This window comes from Ralstonia mannitolilytica (assembly GCF_000954135.1).
Lineage (GTDB): Bacteria > Pseudomonadota > Gammaproteobacteria > Burkholderiales > Burkholderiaceae > Ralstonia > Ralstonia mannitolilytica.
This window is the reverse complement of sequence record NZ_CP010799.1, coordinates 1,021,697-1,035,233: the sequence shown is the minus strand read 5'-3', so window position 1 is coordinate 1,035,233 and position 13,537 is coordinate 1,021,697. Positions and strand designations below refer to the sequence as shown.

The 13,537-nt window shown below is 63.6% G+C and carries 14 protein-coding genes; 9 read left to right on the top strand and 5 right to left on the bottom strand.

Annotated features, from left to right (window positions below; translation table 11 throughout):
- Positions 1–4: 4 nt before the first annotated feature.
- Positions 5–1,357, bottom strand: a complete 1,353-nt coding sequence (locus TK49_RS04990) for a M16 family metallopeptidase (protein ID WP_045785717.1) — start codon at positions 1,355–1,357, stop codon at positions 5–7.
- The gene (locus tag TK49_RS04985) at positions 1,357–2,853 is read right to left on the bottom strand and encodes a M16 family metallopeptidase (protein ID WP_045785716.1); all 1,497 of its coding nucleotides are present in this window, start codon (positions 2,851–2,853) and stop codon (positions 1,357–1,359) included. Before TK49_RS04985 ends, TK49_RS04990 begins: the two co-directional genes overlap by 1 nt.
- 60 nt (positions 2,854–2,913) lie before the next feature.
- On the opposite strand from TK49_RS04985, the gene ftsY reads away from it, so the two are divergent.
- From ftsY to TK49_RS04970, 4 genes are all read left to right on the top strand, one after another.
- Positions 2,914–4,245, top strand: coding sequence for a signal recognition particle-docking protein FtsY (gene ftsY / locus TK49_RS04980; RefSeq protein WP_082076287.1), 1,332 nt, complete (start codon positions 2,914–2,916; stop codon positions 4,243–4,245).
- 252 nt (positions 4,246–4,497) lie between these two features.
- Positions 4,498–4,857, top strand: a complete 360-nt coding sequence (locus TK49_RS04975) for a PAAR domain-containing protein (protein ID WP_045785715.1) — start codon at positions 4,498–4,500, stop codon at positions 4,855–4,857.
- 152 nt (positions 4,858–5,009) lie between these two features.
- Positions 5,010–5,459, top strand: a complete 450-nt coding sequence (locus tag TK49_RS24925) for a M35 family metalloendopeptidase (protein ID WP_240479939.1) — start codon at positions 5,010–5,012, stop codon at positions 5,457–5,459.
- On the top strand, positions 5,402–5,860 hold the full coding sequence (locus TK49_RS04970; RefSeq protein WP_240479937.1) for a M35 family metalloendopeptidase: 459 nt from the start codon (positions 5,402–5,404) through the stop codon (positions 5,858–5,860). Before TK49_RS24925 ends, TK49_RS04970 begins: the two co-directional genes overlap by 58 nt.
- Positions 5,861–6,284: 424 nt before the next feature.
- On the opposite strand, the gene TK49_RS04965 is transcribed toward TK49_RS04970, so the two are convergent.
- On the bottom strand, positions 6,285–7,550 hold the full coding sequence (locus TK49_RS04965; RefSeq protein WP_045220114.1) for an IS256 family transposase: 1,266 nt from the start codon (positions 7,548–7,550) through the stop codon (positions 6,285–6,287).
- Between the two features lie 169 nt (positions 7,551–7,719).
- Here TK49_RS04965 and TK49_RS04960 point away from each other — a divergent pair, with 169 nt between their 5' ends.
- A complete protein-coding gene (locus TK49_RS04960; RefSeq protein ID WP_157773986.1) occupies positions 7,720–7,872 on the top strand; it encodes a hypothetical protein in 153 nt (50 codons plus the stop codon).
- Positions 7,873–7,934: 62 nt separating this feature from the next.
- Positions 7,935–8,633, top strand: coding sequence for a hypothetical protein (locus TK49_RS04955; protein WP_045785713.1), 699 nt, complete (start codon positions 7,935–7,937; stop codon positions 8,631–8,633).
- A gap of 141 nt (positions 8,634–8,774) precedes the next feature.
- Here the strand turns inward: TK49_RS04955 and maiA are convergent, their stop codons facing one another.
- Together maiA and TK49_RS04945 are read right to left on the bottom strand one after the other, a co-directional pair.
- On the bottom strand, positions 8,775–9,419 hold the full coding sequence (maiA, locus tag TK49_RS04950) for a maleylacetoacetate isomerase (RefSeq protein WP_045785712.1): 645 nt from the start codon (positions 9,417–9,419) through the stop codon (positions 8,775–8,777).
- Positions 9,420–9,445: 26 nt separating this feature from the next.
- On the bottom strand, positions 9,446–10,147 hold the full coding sequence (locus tag TK49_RS04945; protein ID WP_045785711.1) for a fumarylacetoacetate hydrolase family protein: 702 nt from the start codon (positions 10,145–10,147) through the stop codon (positions 9,446–9,448).
- Positions 10,148–10,299: 152 nt separating this feature from the next.
- Here TK49_RS04945 and TK49_RS04940 point away from each other — a divergent pair, with 152 nt between their 5' ends.
- The 3 genes from TK49_RS04940 to ntrB all read left to right on the top strand — a co-directional run bounded on the left by TK49_RS04940 (position 10,300) and on the right by ntrB (position 13,528).
- Positions 10,300–10,938: an ANTAR domain-containing response regulator gene (locus TK49_RS04940; protein WP_045785710.1), complete on the top strand. Its 639-nt coding sequence runs from the start codon at positions 10,300–10,302 to the stop codon at positions 10,936–10,938.
- Positions 10,939–11,340: 402 nt separating this feature from the next.
- Entirely contained in the window at positions 11,341–12,621 is a 1,281-nt protein-coding gene (locus TK49_RS04935; RefSeq protein WP_045785709.1) for a CmpA/NrtA family ABC transporter substrate-binding protein, read from the top strand.
- 55 nt (positions 12,622–12,676) lie between these two features.
- Positions 12,677–13,528 (top strand): nitrate ABC transporter permease, encoded by an 852-nt coding sequence (gene ntrB, locus TK49_RS04930; RefSeq protein ID WP_045785708.1) that lies wholly within the window; start codon positions 12,677–12,679, stop codon positions 13,526–13,528.
- Positions 13,529–13,537: the final 9 nt, after the last annotated feature.

The following is a 13,537-nucleotide window of genomic DNA, read 5'->3' as shown; positions in this document are numbered from 1 at the left end:
TCGGTCAGTTGGAGCCCTTCGCGTCGGGACCGCCCACCACGACGGTCGCCATGGTCTGCGGCTGCAGCACGCGCTGGAACGCCGCGCGCACCTGATCGCGCGTGACAGCCGCAACGCGCTGCGTCCACGTATCGAGGTAATTGAGCGGCAGGTTGTACCAGCCGATGTTGGCGACGTTGTCCAGCAGCTTGCGGTTGCTGTCGAGCCGCAGCGGGAAACCGTTGACGAGGTTGTCCTTGGCCGCCTTCAGTTCCGCGTCCGTGGGGCCGTCGGCGACGAACCTGGCGACGGTGTCGCGCACCACGCTCAGCGCTTGCTCGGTCTGATCCTTGCGGGTCTGCAGGGACAACTCGAACGGCCCGGGCTGCGCAGCGGGCGCAAAGTAGCTGCCGATGCTGTACGTCAGCCCGCGCTTCTCGCGCACCTCGTTGGTCAGGCGCGCGCTGAAGCCGCCGCCGCCGAGCACGTAATTGCCGACCAGCAACGGGAAGTAGTCCTTGTCGGTGCGGGTGATGCCCGGCTGGCCAATGATGATCGTGGCCTGCTGCGCCGGGTGCGGAATGCGGATGGTCTCGGCCTTCGCCAGCGGCATCTTGACGTCCGGCAGCGGCGGAGGCGTCGCGCCATCGGCCGGCAGGCCGCGCGTGATCTGCTCGGCGATGGCCTCGGCCTCCTGGCGGCTGATCGCGCCGATCAGCGTCACCACCGCCCGCTTGGCCGTGTAGTTGGCCTGGTAATAGCGCACGATGTCATCGCGCGTGATGCTCTCCACCGTTTCCGGCGACGCCGTCTGCCCGTACGGATGCGCGCCGTAGATGGCCTTGCCGAATGCGCGCTCGGCCAGCACCCCGGGCTTGGTCAGCGATTCGCGGATGGCCGCCACGAGGCGCTGCTTGTCACGTGCGAGCACGGCGTCGGGGAAGGTCGGCGCCGAGACGATCTGCGTCATCAGCGAGATGGCCGGTCCGCGTTCAACGGGATCGGACAGCGTGCGCAAGCGCAGACTCGTGCGGTCACCGCCCGCGCCACCGGCAAAGCTGGCGCCCACATCGGCAAACGCATCGGCAATTGCTGCTTCATCGCGGGCCGGAGCACTGCCCTGGGCGGCGACGCCCTTGTCGAGCATGCCGGCAGTGAGCGAGGCCAGCCCCACCTTGTTCGCCGGCTCGTAACGGGAGCCGGCATCCACGTCGAGGTTGATGTCGAGCATCGGAATCGACGGGCTCGGCACGAAGAACACGCGCGCGCCGGTCGACGCCGTCCAATGTTCGATCGGCAGCGCGGCCAGCGCGCCTTGGGCGGCCGCCGCCAGGATGGCGACCAGCGCCGTCTTCAGCGTGATAGACATGGCGCGCATCAACGCAGCCCTCCTTCATCGCGCATCCCGGGAACGGGTTTGCGCGCCGGTTTGTTGGGATCGATCGGTTGCGGCAGCAGCGTGGCGACGACGAGGTTGTCTTCGCCGAAGTACGTCTGCGCCACGTGCTGGATCTGCGCCGACGTGACGGCCTTGATCTTCTCGAGCTGGCGGTCGATCGTGCGCCACGACAGCCCGCTCATCTCGTTCATGCCGATCTCCATGCCCTGGCCGAAGACCGAGTCGCGCTTGTAGATCTGCGCGGCCACGACCTGGGCCTTCACGCGCTTCAACTCGGCATCGGTCACGCCTTCGCGGGCGATGCGCTCGATCTGCGCGCGCAGCGCCTGTTCGATCTCGGCGGTGGTATGGCCGTCCGCCGGCGTGCCGTCCATCAGGAAGATCGACGGGCCGCGGTTCAGGCCGTCGTAGCCGGCGTTCACGTCATCGGCGATGCGCTTGTCGCCCTTGACGAGCTGGCTCGACAGGCGCGCGTTGTCGTAACCATCCAGCACGGCGGAGAGCACTTCGAGCGCGTACGGGTCGACGTCCTTTTCGACATCGTTCAGGCGCGGCACCTTGTACGCCAGCACAACGTACGGGTTCTCGGCCGGTGCCTTCACCCAGATGCGTTTCACGCCGATCTGCCTGGGCTCTTCCTGCGCATAGCGGCGCGGCAGGTCGTGCGGCTTGAGCTTGCCGTACGTGCGCTGCGCGAGACGGAAGACCTCATCGGGGTTCACGTCGCCCGCGACGATCACGGTGACGTTGTTCGGCGTGTACCAGGCGTGGTACCAGTTCTGCGCGTCCTGCACCGTCATCGTGTCGAGGTCGCCCGGCCAGCCGATGGTCGGGTTGCGATACGGCGCAGCGTTGAACAGCGTGGCGAGCATCTGCTCGTAGACCGTGGCGCGCGCGGAGTCGTCGATGCGCATGCGGCGCTCTTCCTTGACCACGTTCATCTCCGGCTTGAACTCCTTGTCGGTCAGCTGGAGATTGGCCATCCGGTCGGCTTCGAGCGCCATCACATCGGCCAGGTGGGACTTTTCGATCTGCTGGAAGTACATCGTGAAGTCGCGCGTGGTCATGGCGTTCTCGCGCCCGCCCATGGCCGCCACGCGGCGGGAGAACTCACCAGGGCCGACCGCCTTGGTGCCCTTGAACATCATGTGCTCCAGCATGTGGGCCACGCCCGTGGTGCCGTTGTGCTCGTCGATGCTGCCGGCGCGGTACCAGACCATGTGCGCCACGGTGGGCGCACGATGGTCTTCCTTGACGATCAGGCGCAGGCCGTTGGGCAGCTTGTATTCGTGCGTATCGGCTTGGCTGGCGCCCACTTTGGCCGCGGCAGCGGCGGTTGCCGTACGGGCTGGCGCGGCAGCCAGCGCCTGCGCGCCGGCCTGACCAGCCAGCAGCCCCGCGGCGAGGGCCATCGCAGCCAATTGCGAAGTGCGTAGCCGCGCCCGGTCTGAAACGATTCGCGTGGAAGAGCGCATAAGGGGCCGTCTGATAAAATTCGACGATTGATTCTAACGGCGAATAGACCCGCCCCCGCGATGTTTAGTTTCTGGAAAAAGCGCAAGGCGGAGCCCCAACCGGCCGCCGAATCCGCCCTCGCAGCCGCTCCCGAGCCCGCACAGGCGCCGACGCCCGCTACGGCCGTACCCACCCCTGCGGCAGACACACCGGCCGCGGTTGTCACGCCCGACGCCAGCGCCTCCACGCCAACGCCGCCAGCCACGGAAGACGCCCGCCCGGGCTGGCTCTCGCGCCTGGGCTTTGGCGGCGCTCCGGCACCCGAACCGGCCGCCCCGCAAGCGCCGGCATCCGCGCCCGTCGAAACGCAGGTCCCGACACCCGCCGCCGCACCAACGCCGGCCACGCCAGTCGCACCGGTGGCCGTGCCCGACACGCCAGCCGCGCCGCCCGCGCTCGACATGCAGGCCGGCGATATCGAAACCGTGCCTACGCCGGCCATCATCGAACAGGGACGCAAGGGCTGGATGTCACGCCTGCGCTCAGGCCTGTCGAAGACGAGCAAGAACCTCACGACGCTGTTCGTCGGCGTGAAGGTGGACGAAGCGCTGTTCGAAGAACTCGAGACCGCGCTGCTGATGGCCGACGCCGGCGTCGATGCCACCGAATACCTGCTCGGCGAACTGCGCCGCCGCATCAAGGCCGAGCGCATCGAAACCGCCGAGGGCGTCAAGACCGCCCTGCGCGACCTGCTCGTCGAGCTGCTGCACCCGCTGGAAAAGACCATGGTGCTCGGCCGCGAACAGCCGATGGTCATCATGATTGCGGGCGTCAACGGTGCCGGCAAGACGACCAGCATCGGCAAGCTGTGCAAGCACTTCCAGACCTATGGTCAATCGGTGCTGCTGGCAGCGGGCGACACCTTCCGCGCCGCCGCGCGCGAGCAGCTCGTCATCTGGGGCGAGCGCAACAACGTGACGGTCGTCGCGCAGGAATCCGGCGACCCGGCCGCGGTCATCTACGACGCAGTCAACGCCGCACGTGCACGCGGCATCGACATCGTCATGGCCGACACCGCGGGCCGCCTGCCGACGCAGTTGCACCTGATGGAAGAGCTGAAGAAGGTGCGCCGCGTGATCGGCAAGGCCATGGCGACGGCCCCACACGAAACGCTGCTCGTGATCGACGGCAACACCGGCCAGAACGCGCTGGCGCAGCTGAAGGCGTTCGACGATGCGCTGGGCCTCACGGGGCTCATCGTCACCAAGCTCGATGGCACCGCCAAGGGCGGCATCCTCGCTGCGATCGCAAGGCAGCGGCCGGTGCCGGTGTACTTCATCGGCGTTGGCGAGCAGGTGGAGGATCTACAGCCGTTTTCTGCGCGCGAATTTGCGGATGCGCTGTTGGGATAACGTCCTGCGAAACCTTGTTGCACAGAAACGCCCTGAATTGTTCAGGGCGTTTCTATTTGCGGTCGAACTTATCGCGCTCCGCATTTACCAGCACATCACATGCGTTAAGGCTCAACTAGTCGCCCTCCGATCAGCATGCCCCCTACGCTAATTTCGAGTACCCACCGAATTGGAATTGTCTGATTGAGATTCAGCGCATGGCGCTGCTCCAATGGAGCACTTCAGCGAAGTGCTCTCATGTGGAGATGGCAGATGCAAGACACATCCGGCAAGGTCTACGTTGCGGCGTTCAACGGCGCGAAGACAGCCAACGGCGGCGAGATCATTCAGGGCTCCAGCAGCATCCGAGATAGCGGACACACGCTCCTGCTCGTGGGCGATGAAGCTGTCTACCCAGACGGCAGCGTGGCTGCCATTACCGCGGGCGCGGGCATGGCGATGATGGACGACGATCGTCCCGTTGCAATCATTGGCAGCCCACTGAGCGACGGCGACACCATTGTTTCGTCGCCAGTCACGGCCCTGACTTTCGATGAACCGGCGGACGCGCCCATCATCGGCCTGCTTGACCCGGCGTACCGTCCGGAGCCGGCGACCGACAGCGTGATCTGAGGGGCCCGATCATGGAAGACATGCGCCCCGGCCTTAGGCATGGTGACTTAACTACGACGGGTGGCGTCATAACTGCCACCGGCAGGATGCGGTTCCACGGCAAAGAGGTGGCTGCGGAAGGGGATCTGGCAACTTGCCCAGCCTGCAGAGCCATGGGCTACCTAGTCAATGATGCCTACCCAGCATTCGGGCTTCCGGGCGGAGGCCAGCTCGCCATTCAAGGTGCGTGGATCTTCTGCAAATGCGCCAGTCCCCCTCGCGCCATTGCTTCGACGGATAAGTTTCGGGTTGCGGTGAATCGAGCGGGCAGTGGAATGCCTGTTCCGGTGAGTGCGAAATCAGCCTTCACCGCGCCGCTGGGAGACCATAACCGGGTGCCGTTGCCCTCATCGTCGCTCAAAGAGACAGATCAGAAATCGACGCTTGAAGACGATCCCCAATTGATCTGCCCCAACATGAGCAACGCGGAGTTCGCTCAGATGGTCATGCAACGACGAGACAAAGCTGTGTCGCTTATCGATAAGCGCCTAACCGAATTAGCAGGATGGTCTACCGCCGCGCGGGTTGCGTCGCCCGGTGGTTCGGTAATAGCGACGTTGTAACGCGGGGCTATCTCGCCGGTGGACTTGCCCGCATACGCCATATACTCGCCGGGCTAACTCCAAACAATTTTGTTCGCTATTCTGGGGCGGCCATGGCGCATGTCGGCTGCGTTTCAGACTCAAAGAGAAAACTCGGGGTTGTCGCAGAGGTATGCGCACCCGATACGGCAACGCATACGATCGCCATTCATTTGGATTTCTGCGAGCTACGAGACTTCGCCTACAGCATGGACTCGCAGGTATCTACGCTAATACATGAGGTATCGCACTTCCACGACACCATGAACACCGGAGATGCTGTTTACTTCATGAGGAAGTGCCGAGACCTTGCGAAATCCACCCCGGAGATCACGCTCCAGAACGCCGATAGCATCGCCGGTTATGTCATCTATGAAGATTAGAAATACGCTGGCGGCGTTTCTGCTCTTGAGTGCCGGCGTCACGTATGCCTGCATGCCAGGTCAGAATTTTGATGTGTACTTTTCTTCGGGTTCCGCTGCGGTATCTTCGTCGGAAATACTTCGCTTAGCGAATTGGTTGGTAGATCAGCGCATCAAGTATCCGACGCAAGAGGTGCTTCAGGTCGATGGGCGGGCAGAAGACCATGAGCGTAACGCGCGTGCGCTGGCAAAAGCACGCTTACAAGCCGTCGTGTCCATCCTGAAAACCCAACACTTCAACCAAGTGCCGGTGGATGAACACTACGGCGTCTACCGGTCAGATGATGTAGGAAACGGACGGCGAGTCGAAATTTGGGGCTGTCTGAATTTTTGTGTTCAAGGCTTTTTATTCGGGCTGCCGTTTCAGACGAGCCCGGTGGACATATTACGCGGCCGGTCGTGTAAAGCGCTCCCCATAGGCGATGGCGAACTGGTTCATGGCGTCTTTCCACTGCCTGGCTGCTCGGCCCCAGTCAGCCGTGATGTTGCGCAAGGCCAGCCACAGCAGCTTGGTGGCGGCATCATCGCTGGGAAAGTGCCCCCGCGTCTTGATGATTTTGCGCAGCTGACTGTGCAGGCTCTCGATGGCATTGGTCGTGTAAATCACCTTGCGCACCGCCGGGCTGAACGCAAAAAACGGAATGACGCGCTCCCAGGCCCGGCGCCAGGCCGCCACCACCGTGGGAAACTTCTGCCCCCAGGGACCAGCTTCCAGGGCATCGAGTTGGGCCGCTGCGGCTTCTGCGCTGGGCGCCGTGTAGATGGGCTTGAGCGCCGCTGCCAGCGCCTTGCGGTCCTTCCAGCTGGCATAGTCCAGGCTGTTGCGGATCAAGTGCACGATACAGGTCTGCAGCGTCGTGGTCGGAAACACCGCCCCAAGCGCCTCGGCTATGCCCTTGAGGCCGTCGGTGACGGCAATCAGGATGTCGGCTACACCACGGGTCTTCAGATCGTTGAACACCTTCATCCAGAACTTGGCCCCCTCGGTGTTCTCGATCCACAGGCCCAGGATGTCGCGGGTGCCGTCGGGCAGCACGCCCAGCGCCAGATAGATGGCCTTGTTGCGCACCACGGCATCCTCGCGGATCTTGACCCGCAGACAGTCGAAGAATACGACCGGGTACATCGGCTCCAGCGGGCGTGCCTGCCAGGCGGTGACCTCGGCCATTACCTCATCCGTGACGCAACTGATGAATTCAGGACTGACCTCGGTGCCGTACTGCTCGGCCAGAAAGCCCTGGATCTCACGCACCGTCATGCCCCGCGCGTACATGGCTACGATCTTGTCGTCAAAGCCGGTGAAACGCCGCTCGTGCTTGGGGATCAGGATGGGCTCGAAGGAGCCTGCGCGGTCGCGCGGCACTTCGATGCGCAGCGGCCCGTCCTGAGTCAGCACCGTCTTGGCGGACTTGCCGTTGCGCTGGTTGGCTGCATCCTCGGGGCGGGCGCTGCCGGGCGGGTAGCCCAGGTGGTACGACAGTTCTGCGCCCAGCGCCCGCTCGATCAGCGCTTTCTTCAGCGCCATGGTGGTGGCGTTGATCTGTTCGGCCGTCATCGGCGTGGTGCCGCCGGTCAGTTGTTCAATGAGTTCGTGGGGAATAGACGGCAGCGCCGCCGTGCCGGCTGCCGCCGGTTTCTTCTTGCTTGGCATAGATGCTCCTTTCCAACATGCTATGCCTCAAACACAAAATTCCTGACAGGCTCCGAAATTTCGATCTTGCCTGCGTGCCCCAACCCGTGCTGCTCTGACGGCGACATGCCTACCAAGAGATAAGCGAGCTTGGCTGTCCTCAATGCGGAAGCGGGTCAAGAAAAAACGGTTGAAGGACGCGATCGAAGCACAACGATTTGAGGATGTGTTCGTGAGCTACCGGGGCATCATGATCGGGAACGGCCAGGTTTGGATCAGCGGCATCACGGAACGAGGCCGAAGTAAGCCGACGATCAAAATCATCTCGATCAACACGCAGTGAGTCGTCTGATATTCACCTCACGTTTCAGCGCAGTTCAGCGCCACAGCGGCGAAGGCGTACCGATGAAAGTTTCCGTGATGTTGGCTACAGCAGCGATGGCCCTAATGACGAATGCCAGCGCTGAGATATTCGAAGACTATGACAGCTTCTACGTCTCGCGACTTCACAAACTTTTCGGTGAACCAATCGAGTTCGACCACAGCTCCACCTATGCTGCGCAGGGACGACCCGGTAGCTATGTGAAACTTCGAGCCTCTCTGGAAGGAAAGCCTTTGCGCGTTGAAATTGCGCCAGATCGCATCACAGTCAATGGAGTCATCCGCCGCTTTGACCGAGCGAAGACCTTGCCTGGAGAGCACCCAACAGACATCTACCCCCCAGGCGCAAGCGTATTTCTGGTTCCAAGGACCACTGTCCATCCAGCCGCGCTTTGCGTGGATGGGGCAAGCTCAGGCTCAGGCGAAGCCAACCGACATACACAGATCTATCTGCTGCTCGACCCATTGGCGCTGCGTGGCAAAGCGACGTTCCTGCACCTGCCGAGCTTGCTCTCGTCGTGCAGGGCGGTCACGGTGACCGACCATGGCAAGGTTGCCTTCCCCAAGAACACGTATCTGCTCGACGCACAGCAAGAAAACCGAGCAGGCTTGCTGCTGTCGTATTACACCTTTGAGGGCCAGCGTTTTGTGCCAATCCAGAAAGAGGTTCAGGTCCGATTTGTGCAGCCGGAAATCCCGTTTCAATTCGAGATTCAGGAGTGATCGCTTGCCGAGCTGAAGTCTGGAAGGATGGGTCGAGCAATCCGCAATACGAGTCCAGGCTCACGAGTAAGATCCAACATCAAAGTGCGCTGACTCCTGCGACAAAAAAAAGCGCCGCCACCGCGACGCCTCACATCTCAATCACGCCGCATCCGGCTGCGCCGCAGGCGCAGCCTTTTGAAACGCCTCCTGCGCCATACAGTGCTCAAAAATGCGCGCAAGCGTGGGGTAATCCTCCACCGCCACATCGAACCGCTTGCCGTTGAACACCTGCGGCACGAGGCACAGGTCGGCCAGCGTCGGCGTTTCGCCCACGCAATAGGTGCCCGTCAGCGGAGACTGTGACAGCCGCGTCTCCAGTGCCGCAAACCCCAGCTTCACCCAGTAGCGATACCAGTCGTTGCGAGCCTCTTCTTCCACGTTGAACGTGCTCTTCAGATACTTCAGCACGCGCGGATTGTTCAGCGGATGGATCTCGCAGGCAATCGCCAATGCGATCGCGCGGATGTGCGCACGATTGCTGGGCGAGCCTGGCAGCAGCGTGGGCTCCGGATGCGTCTCTTCCAGGTATTCGACGATCGCCAACGACTGGTTCAGGACGTCGTTGCCGTCGCACAGCACGGGCACCAGCGCATCGGGGTTCAGCTTGACGAACTCGGGCGCCAGTTGCTCGCCCTTGAGCAGGTGCACCGGCGCGTATTCGTACGGCACGCCCTTGATCTCCAGGGCGATACGCACGCGGAACGACGCCGAACTGCGGAAATAGTTGTACAGCTTGATCGACATGGCTTCTGACTCTTCTGTCGCGTCTATCAAATGACCTTGACGTGCAGTTCGCCCACGCCGTCGATCTTGCCGACCATCAGGTCGCCGACGACCACCGGGCCAACGCCTTCGGGCGTGCCGGTGTAGATCAGGTCGCCGGGGCGCAGCTCGAACAGGCGCGACAGGTACGCAATGGTTTCCGGCACCGACCAGATCAGGTCCGACAGGTCACCGCGCTGGTGTTCGCGACCGTTGACCGACAGCGTGATGGCGCCCTTGTCCGGATGCGCCACATCCTTGGCCGGCACGATCGGGCCGATGGGCGCCGAGCCGTCGAACGCCTTGCCGGTCTCCCACGGGCGGCCGCCTTTCTTGGCGGCGTTCTGCAAGTCGCGGCGCGTCATGTCCAGGCCGATGGCGTAACCGTAGATATGGTTGGCTGCGGTTTCCACGGCGATATCGCGGCCGCCCGTGCCGATGGCGACCACGAGCTCGATCTCGTAGTGGCAGTCCTTGGTCTCGGTGGGGTAGACGAACTGGCCCGTCTCGCCGTCGGCGACGTAGCGCACGGCGTCGGCGGGCTTGCAGAAGAAGAACGGCGGCTCGCGGTCGGGGTCGGAGCCCATCTCGCGCGCGTGGGCGGCGTAGTTGCGGCCGACGCAGTACACGCGGCGCACCGGAAACTGGCCTTGCCCGCCACGCACCGGAATACCGTTGACGGCGGGCGGGGTGACAACGAAATCGGTCATGCAGGTCTCCTCGGACTAAGCTGGAATGGAACAGGAACTCACGGGGACACGGCCACCGCACCCCCGGCGACCGACGCGTTTGCGAGGATACACCCGCCCCGGGTCGGCGCGGTTCTTGCATGAGTGGTGTGCAAAACGCACCTTCCTGCACCATGCATGTGAAACCGCCCACCCCGCCCGCCTCGCTCGCCGCATCCCACCCGGCCGCGCCGATGCGCGTGCTGCTGGTGCGGGATCCGCTGGACGCCGAGCAGATCAACCTCGAGCTGATCCGTGCCGGCCTGGCCGAAGCCGGCTTTGTCGACGTGGGTGTCGCCGACGCGGACCTCACCCTGCCCGACCGCATTGCGCAGGCGCAACCGGACATGGTGATCGTCGCCTCCGAATCGGCCGCGCGGGACACCATCGAGCATGTTTGCGTGGCCACGCAGCACGCACCGCGCCCCATCGTACTGTTCACCGACAACGACGACGCCGAGCGCATCAAGGCCGCTTTCGCCGCCGGCATCACCGCCTACATCGTCGACGGCATCAAGCCCACGCGCGTCAAGGCGGTGCTGGACGTGGCCTACGCGCGCTTCGAGCACGAACGCGAACTGCGCGCCGAGCTGGACAACGCCAAGACCCAACTCGCCGAGCGCAAGGTGCTCGAGCGCGCCAAGGGCCTGCTGATGAAGCAGATGAACCTGTCGGAAGACGACGCCTTCAAGCGCCTGCGCAAGATGGCGATGGACCGCAACATCAAGCTCGTCGAAGCCGCCCAACGCGTGATCGACGTGATGGCCGGCTGAGCGGTCTGACCACCGCCCAGTTTTGGTGCGTCGCACAACTCCGGCGCTGGAAACGCACCAGTCGCGCGCGGCGTTCCGCCCCCCCACGTGGCGTTCCGAAGCTCAACCGCGGAGCTAAAAGCCTCGCGCGCCGAGTTCCGAGCCTCAACCGCCGAGCAAAAAGCCTCACGCGCCGAGTTCCGAACCTCAACCGCCGAGCTAAAAGCCTCGCACGCCGAGTTCCGAACTCGGAACGCCAGCATGCATCGGTCAACGTTGGCATACCCCTTGCAAGTGTCGCTGCGAAGCCGGTGCCAACGTGGGTACCGGCACGGGACAACGGCGTCCCGATGCACGGCAGCGCGCCCCTCTTCCGGATGGGCGGCGGTCGCTCATCGGGACGCTTTTTCTTTGGAGCCATGGATGGCCGCGCCAGACAAGACCGACGCTCTCGTCAACCCGATCAACCCGAAGCGCCGCAGCATCATGAAAGCCGCGGCGACGATTGCAGGAGGCAGTGCCGTGGCATTGATCGATCCGCTGGTGCGTGCCGGGGCCTGGGCCGCCGGTTCCGATGCGCCCGAGAAGACGGAGCTGAAGGTGGGCTTCATCCCCCTCACGGACTGCGCCTCGGTGGTCATGGCGTCCACGCTCGGCATCGACAAGAAGTACGGCATCAAGATCACGCCGTCGAAAGAGGCCTCGTGGGCGGGCGTGCGCGACAAGCTGGTATCGGGCGACCTGGATGCGGCGCACGTGCTGTACGGCCTGATCTATGGCGTGCAGCTCGGCATTGGGGGCCCCAAGAAAGACATGGCGGTGCTGATGACGCTCAACAACAACGGCCAGGCGATCACGCTGTCGTCCAAGCTCAAGGACGCGGGCGTCAAGGATGGCGCGTCGTTGAAGGCCGTCATGGCGAAAGACAAGCGCGAATATGTGTTCGCGCAGACCTTCCCGACCGGCACGCATGCGATGTGGCTGTATTACTGGCTGGCCGCGCACGGCATCCACCCGCTGCAGGAAGCGAAGGCGATCACCGTGCCGCCGCCGCAGATGGTCGCGAACATGCGCGTGGGCAACATGGATGGCTACTGCGTGGGCGAGCCGTGGGGTGCCCGCGCGATTGCAGACAACATCGGCTTTACCGCCGAGACAACACAGGCCATCTGGAAAGACCACCCCGAGAAGGTGCTCGGCACCACGGCGGAGTTCGTGCAGAAGTATCCGAACACCGCGCGTGCCCTCACCGCGGCAGTGCTGGAGGCAAGCAAGTTCATCGATGCGTCGGCATCGAACCGCCGCAAGACGGCAGAGACCATCGCCGCCAAGTCCTACGTCAACACCGACATGGACATCATTCTCGACCGCATGCTCGGCCGCTACACCAATGGCCTGGGCAAGACGTGGGACGACCCGGATCCGATGCGCTTCTACCACGACGGCGCAGTCAACTTCCCGTACCTGTCGGACGGCATGTGGTTCCTCACGCAGCACAAGCGCTGGGGGCTGCTGAAGGCGCATCCGGATTACCTGGCCGTCGCCAAGCAGGTCAACCGCATCGACATCTTCAAGCAGGCGGCAACCGCCACCGGCACGCCGCTGCCCAAGAGCGACATGCGCACGGCCAAGTTGATCGACGGCGTGGTGTGGGATGCGAAGAACCCCGCCGCCTATGCGGACGGCTTCAAGCTGAAAGCCTGACGCCTCCGGCCTTCCGAATTTCTGATTGCGGTCCCTCACATCGATGGAGCCCGACATGAACACGCTCGTCAAAACGTTGTCCGGCGTGCAGTCCGACGCCGCCCCTGAACGTCGCCGGTTCGTTGCGCGCGACTGGCTTGTCGCCGCCGTGGTGCGCGGCTTTCCGCCGGTGCTGGGCTTGGTGCTGTTTGTGCTGGCGTGGCAAGGCATTGCCACGGCCATCGCCGCATTGCCGACACCGGCGGTGACGTGGAAAGCGGCCGTTGCGCTGTTTGCCGATCCGTTCTATCGCAATGGCCCGAATGACCAGGGCGTAGGCTGGAACGTGCTGGCCTCGCTGGCGCGCGTGGGTGCGGGCTTCGGCATGGCGGCCCTCATCGGCATTCCGGCGGGCTTCCTGATCGGGCGCTTTGCGTTTCTCAATGCGATGGCCTCGCCCATCATCAGCCTGCTGCGGCCGGTATCGCCGCTGGCGTGGCTGCCGATCGGGCTGCTGCTGTTCAAGTCGGCCAACCCGGCGGCCATCTGGGCGATCTTCATCTGCTCGATCTGGCCGATGGTGATCAACACTGCCGTGGGCGTGACGCGCGTGCCGCAGGACTACCTGAACGTGGCCCGTGTGCTGAACCTGTCCGAATGGAAGGTGTTCACGCGCGTGCTGTTTCCCGCGGTGCTGCCGTACATGCTGACGGGCGTGCGGCTGTCCATCGGCACGGCGTGGCTGGTCATCGTGGCAGCGGAAATGCTCACCGGCGGCGTCGGCATCGGCTTCTGGCTGTGGGACGAGTGGAACAACCTGAAGGTCGAGCACATCGTCATCGCCATCTTCGTGATTGGTGTGGTGGGCTTGCTGCTCGAGCACGCGCTGCTGGCGATTGCGCGGCGCTTCTCGTACGACGCGGTTTGAGGACATTGG

What these genes read in the sequence shown, in the direction of transcription:
- TK49_RS04990 (WP_045785717.1), bottom strand. Translation starts at nt 1,357, where the DNA reads ATGCGCGCCATGTCTATCACGCTGAAGACGGCGCTGGTCGCCATCCTG.
- TK49_RS04985 (WP_045785716.1), bottom strand. Translation starts at nt 2,853, where the DNA reads ATGCGCTCTTCCACGCGAATCGTTTCAGACCGGGCGCGGCTACGCACT.
- ftsY (WP_082076287.1), top strand. Translation starts at nt 2,914, where the DNA reads ATGTTTAGTTTCTGGAAAAAGCGCAAGGCGGAGCCCCAACCGGCCGCC.
- TK49_RS04975 (WP_045785715.1), top strand. Translation starts at nt 4,498, where the DNA reads ATGCAAGACACATCCGGCAAGGTCTACGTTGCGGCGTTCAACGGCGCG.
- TK49_RS24925 (WP_240479939.1), top strand. Translation starts at nt 5,010, where the DNA reads ATGGGCTACCTAGTCAATGATGCCTACCCAGCATTCGGGCTTCCGGGC.
- TK49_RS04970 (WP_240479937.1), top strand. Translation starts at nt 5,402, where the DNA reads ATGGTCTACCGCCGCGCGGGTTGCGTCGCCCGGTGGTTCGGTAATAGC.
- TK49_RS04965 (WP_045220114.1), bottom strand. Translation starts at nt 7,550, where the DNA reads ATGCCAAGCAAGAAGAAACCGGCGGCAGCCGGCACGGCGGCGCTGCCG.
- TK49_RS04955 (WP_045785713.1), top strand. Translation starts at nt 7,935, where the DNA reads ATGAAAGTTTCCGTGATGTTGGCTACAGCAGCGATGGCCCTAATGACG.
- maiA (WP_045785712.1), bottom strand. Translation starts at nt 9,419, where the DNA reads ATGTCGATCAAGCTGTACAACTATTTCCGCAGTTCGGCGTCGTTCCGC.
- TK49_RS04945 (WP_045785711.1), bottom strand. Translation starts at nt 10,147, where the DNA reads ATGACCGATTTCGTTGTCACCCCGCCCGCCGTCAACGGTATTCCGGTG.
- TK49_RS04940 (WP_045785710.1), top strand. Translation starts at nt 10,300, where the DNA reads ATGCATGTGAAACCGCCCACCCCGCCCGCCTCGCTCGCCGCATCCCAC.
- TK49_RS04935 (WP_045785709.1), top strand. Translation starts at nt 11,341, where the DNA reads ATGGCCGCGCCAGACAAGACCGACGCTCTCGTCAACCCGATCAACCCG.
- ntrB (WP_045785708.1), top strand. Translation starts at nt 12,677, where the DNA reads ATGAACACGCTCGTCAAAACGTTGTCCGGCGTGCAGTCCGACGCCGCC.